General features: G+C 59.6%; 6 protein-coding genes. All 6 read left to right on the top strand.

All coding sequences use genetic code 11. The features are described from left to right. Positions 1-419, top strand: a 419-nt coding sequence (locus tag OUZ52_RS22505) for a poly(R)-hydroxyalkanoic acid synthase subunit PhaE (protein ID WP_323135393.1), incomplete at its 5' end; no start/stop codon positions are given. Positions 420-428: 9 nt separating this feature from the next. After that, positions 429-1496: a class III poly(R)-hydroxyalkanoic acid synthase subunit PhaC gene (phaC, locus tag OUZ52_RS22500; RefSeq protein ID WP_266160841.1), complete on the top strand. Its 1068-nt coding sequence runs from the start codon at positions 429-431 to the stop codon at positions 1494-1496. 23 nt (positions 1497-1519) lie between these two features. Continuing rightward, positions 1520-1705 carry a PspC domain-containing protein gene (locus OUZ52_RS22495; RefSeq protein ID WP_266160839.1) on the top strand — a complete coding sequence of 62 codons (186 nt, stop codon included), beginning with the start codon at positions 1520-1522 and terminating at the stop codon, positions 1703-1705. An 89-nt stretch (positions 1706-1794) separates the two neighbouring features. Next, a complete protein-coding gene (mtnA, locus tag OUZ52_RS22490) occupies positions 1795-2808 on the top strand; it encodes an S-methyl-5-thioribose-1-phosphate isomerase (RefSeq protein ID WP_266160837.1) in 1014 nt (337 codons plus the stop codon). A 10-nt stretch (positions 2809-2818) separates the two neighbouring features. After that, positions 2819-3229, top strand: coding sequence for a GtrA family protein (locus tag OUZ52_RS22485; protein ID WP_266160836.1), 411 nt, complete (start codon positions 2819-2821; stop codon positions 3227-3229). 137 nt (positions 3230-3366) lie between these two features. Further along, positions 3367-3756, top strand: a 390-nt coding sequence (locus tag OUZ52_RS22480; RefSeq protein ID WP_323135392.1) for a DNA gyrase subunit A, incomplete at its 3' end; no start/stop codon positions are given.

Raw genomic sequence — 3756 nt, 5'->3', positions numbered from 1 at the left:
TCAATGCGCAAATGCGCGTACGCCATTTACAGCAGCAGCAACTAGAGGCGTTCTGTCGAGAGCTCGGTATGCCGACGCGTAGTGAGGTCACCGCCCTGGGCAAGCAGTTGCACGAGCTGCGCCGTGAGCTTCGTGGCGGTGCGAAACAGGCCGCTGCCAAGCAGCCTCAGACTGGCAGCGATACGGCCGATGAAACGGCAGGACTGCGTGCCGAAATCGCTGCACTCAAGCGCCAGCTCGCCCAAGGCAGCCCTAAGGCGAAGAAGCCCGCAGCAACCGCGCCAGCCAAGAAAGCAGCGGCTTCTTCCGCCAAGAATCAGGTCACCAAGAGCGCACCCAGCAAGACGCCTGTGCGCAAGGCCTCCAGCCGCAAGCCGGTCACCAAGACAGCAGCGCGTACCGCTGCGCGCCGTAAGTAAGGAGACGCTATGTACGCACCGCTGAGTATGGACCCGGCGAAAATTCTCGCCGAAATCTCGGGCTTCCAGCGCAAGCTGGCGGCAGGCGTAGGTAATCTGCGTGGCCTGCGTGAGCCTGAGTACGCTAATACGCCGCGTGAAGCGGTCTATCGCGAAGACAAGCTCACCGTCTGGCATTTCAAGGGCTCGCAGGCCCCCACGGCCAAAACACCGATTCTGATTGTCTACGCCTTGGTCAACACGGCCTGGATGACCGACCTGCAAGCGGACCGCTCACTGGTACGTAACCTGCTGGCTCAAGGTGAAGACGTCTATTTGCTGGATTGGGGTTATCCCGATGGCGCTGACCGCTGGTTGGGCCTGGACGATTACATCAACGGCTATCTCGATCGCTGTGTCGATGCGGTGCGCGAGCGTCACGGGCTCAAAGCCATCAACCTGCTCGGCATTTGCCAGGGCGGCGCGTTCTCGTTGTGCTACACCGCGCTACAGCCAGCCAAGGTGAAGAATCTCATCACCATGGTGACACCGGTGGATTTCCACACCAAGGACAACATGCTTTCGCATTGGACGCGCGATCTGGATGTCGACCTGTTCGTCGATACGCTGGGTAATATCCCGGCCGAGCTGATGAACTGGGTCTACCTCACGCTGAAGCCGTTGCGCCTGAACCAGCAGAAATACATCAGCCTGGTCGACATTCTGGATAACCCGGTCGAGCTGGAAAATTTCCTGCGCATGGAACGCTGGATTTTCGATTCGCCGGATCAGGCGGGCGAGGCCTTTCGCGAGTTCATCAAGGATTTCTATCAGGGCAACAAGCTGGTCCAGGGCACGCTGTCGATCGGCGGCAAGCCGGTCGATCTAGGCATGATTACCCAGCCGGTGCTGAACATTTTTGCCGAGCAGGATCATCTGGTACCGCCGGATGCCTCGCGTGCACTGGGCAAGCATGTGGGCACCACCGACTACACCCAGCTTGCCTTCAAGGGTGGCCATATCGGTATTTATGTATCCGGTCGGGCACAGCGCGAAGTGCCGCCGGCCATCCATCAATGGCTGAATGCGCGAAATTAAGCCACTTTCGGGAGGGTCAGGTCATGGAAAAGCGCCTGCATCGATCGCTTAATGACAGGAAGCTCGCCGGTGTCTGCGGTGGCATCGCTGAGTATCTCGGCTGGGACCCGACGCTGGTGCGACTGTTGTGGGTGGTACTCACCATGCTGGGTGGTTCGGGCGTGCTGATCTACGTGATCCTCTGGATCGTCATGCCCGATTCGCCTTGAGTGGCCGCGCGGGATATGCTCCCGCCGCTTTCCGTTCAGACCCAGCAGCAAACAAGCCAGCAGCAAACAAGCGAGTAGCAAACAAGTTTATGGATTACGACCGTTACGACCGCATCCGCGCAGTGCAGTGGCAAGGCGATCATTTGCGCTTGCTCGACCAGCGTCTGCTTCCGCAGCAAGAGCGCTGGATCGATTGCGCCAACGCAGCCCAGGTGACTCAGGCCATCAAGGACCTTGCCGTTCGCGGTGCGCCGGCCATTGGCATAGCAGCTGCCTGGGGCGTGGCGCTTGCGGCCAAGCAGGGCGAATCGCTCGATGCTGCGCTGAGCATGCTGCGCGCGGCCCGCCCCACCGCGGTGAATCTGATGTGGGCGCTAGACCGCATGATGGCCCGTATTGCGGCAGGGGCTGATGCCGCCGCGCTGGAGCATGAGGCAAAAGCGATTCAGGACGAAGACCTGCTCGCCAACCGACACATGGGGCAGCTGGGCGCGTCGTTGATTGCGCCGCACTCGGGGGTGCTTACCCATTGCAATACAGGGTCTCTGGCGACGGCGGGCTATGGCACGGCACTGGGCGTGATCCGCGCCGGTGTCGCCGCTGGCCGTATTGAACAGGTCTTCGCCGGCGAAACCCGGCCGTGGCAGCAAGGTGCCAGGCTGACCATGTGGGAGCTGGTGCGCGACGGCATTCCGGCGAAATTGATTGCCGATTCGGCGGCCTCGCATCTGATGAAATCGGGTGTTATTCAATGGGTCATCGTGGGCGCCGATCGCATTGCTGCGAATGGCGATACCGCCAACAAGATCGGTACCTACCAGCTGGCGATTGCCGCACGTCATCACGGCGTGAAATTCATGGTGGTCGCCCCGTCGTCCACCGTCGATATGGCGACTGCTACCGGTGACGATATCGAGATCGAGCTGCGTGACCCGGCCGAGTTGCTTGCGGTGGCCGGCCAGCGCACGGTGGTCGAAGGCGCCGATGCCTGGAACCCGGTTTTCGATGTCACTCCAGCAGAGTTGATCGATGCCATCGTGACCGAGCGTGGGGTGATCGAGCGGCCGAACGCCGGCGTCATGCAGTTGATGTTTCTTGCCTGATGCTCAAGGCATGAGGCTTCGTCACGAATTCGCTCTGTTTGCGGTTGGTGGCGTCATGGGTCTGGTGGTCGATGCCGGCATTGTCCAGCTGTTGGTTAGTGCGGTTCACTGGAACCCTTATTACGCTCGCGTGCTGTCGTTTTTGGCGGCAGCTACCGCGACCTGGTGGTGGAACCGTCAGCACACCTTTGCCAAACGCGATAGCGGGCGCTCGCTGTGGTCCGAATGGCTGCACTGGATGTTGCTGATGGCCGGTGGCGCCGCGATCAACTACGCGGTTTATGTGGTCTTTTTATACCTGCTGCCCTGGTCGCAGCGCTGGCCTGCGATTGCCGTGGCTGCCGGTTCGGTAATGGCTGCCGGGGTCAATTTTGGCAGCGCTCGCTTACTGCTTTTCAAACGGACGAAGACGACGTCGTAAGTCATTGATTTGAAAAAGTCTATGGCCGGTGTTTTGTAAGCGTCTGTGCTATCATTCTCTGCTTGCGTCAGGCCCTCATTACGAGCGCGTTAAGTGCATGTGGTGCGGCCTTTTTTCGTTACCAGGGAACCTGATTGATGGCAGAACTCGCCAAAGAAATCATTCGCGTCAACATCGAAGACGAAATGCGTCAAAGCTATCTCGATTACGCCATGAGCGTGATCGTGGGACGAGCTCTTCCGGATGTACGTGATGGTCTGAAGCCCGTGCATCGCCGTGTTTTGTTCGCGATGAATGAATTGGGCAATGTCTGGAACAAGCCCTATAAAAAATCCGCCCGCGTGGTCGGTGACGTCATCGGTAAATACCATCCGCATGGCGATGCGTCGGTTTACGACGCCATCGTGCGCATGGCGCAGCCGTTCTCGTTGCGCTACATGCTGGTTGACGGTCAAGGTAACTTCGGTTCGGTGGACGGCGACAATCCCGCCGCCATGCGTTATACCGAGGTGCGCATGTCGCGCCTC

The organism is Dyella silvatica (assembly GCF_026283955.1).
GTDB lineage: Bacteria > Pseudomonadota > Gammaproteobacteria > Xanthomonadales > Rhodanobacteraceae > Dyella_C > Dyella_C silvatica.
Note: the sequence above shows the minus strand (reverse complement) of the source record. Positions and strands in the feature narration are given on the sequence as shown.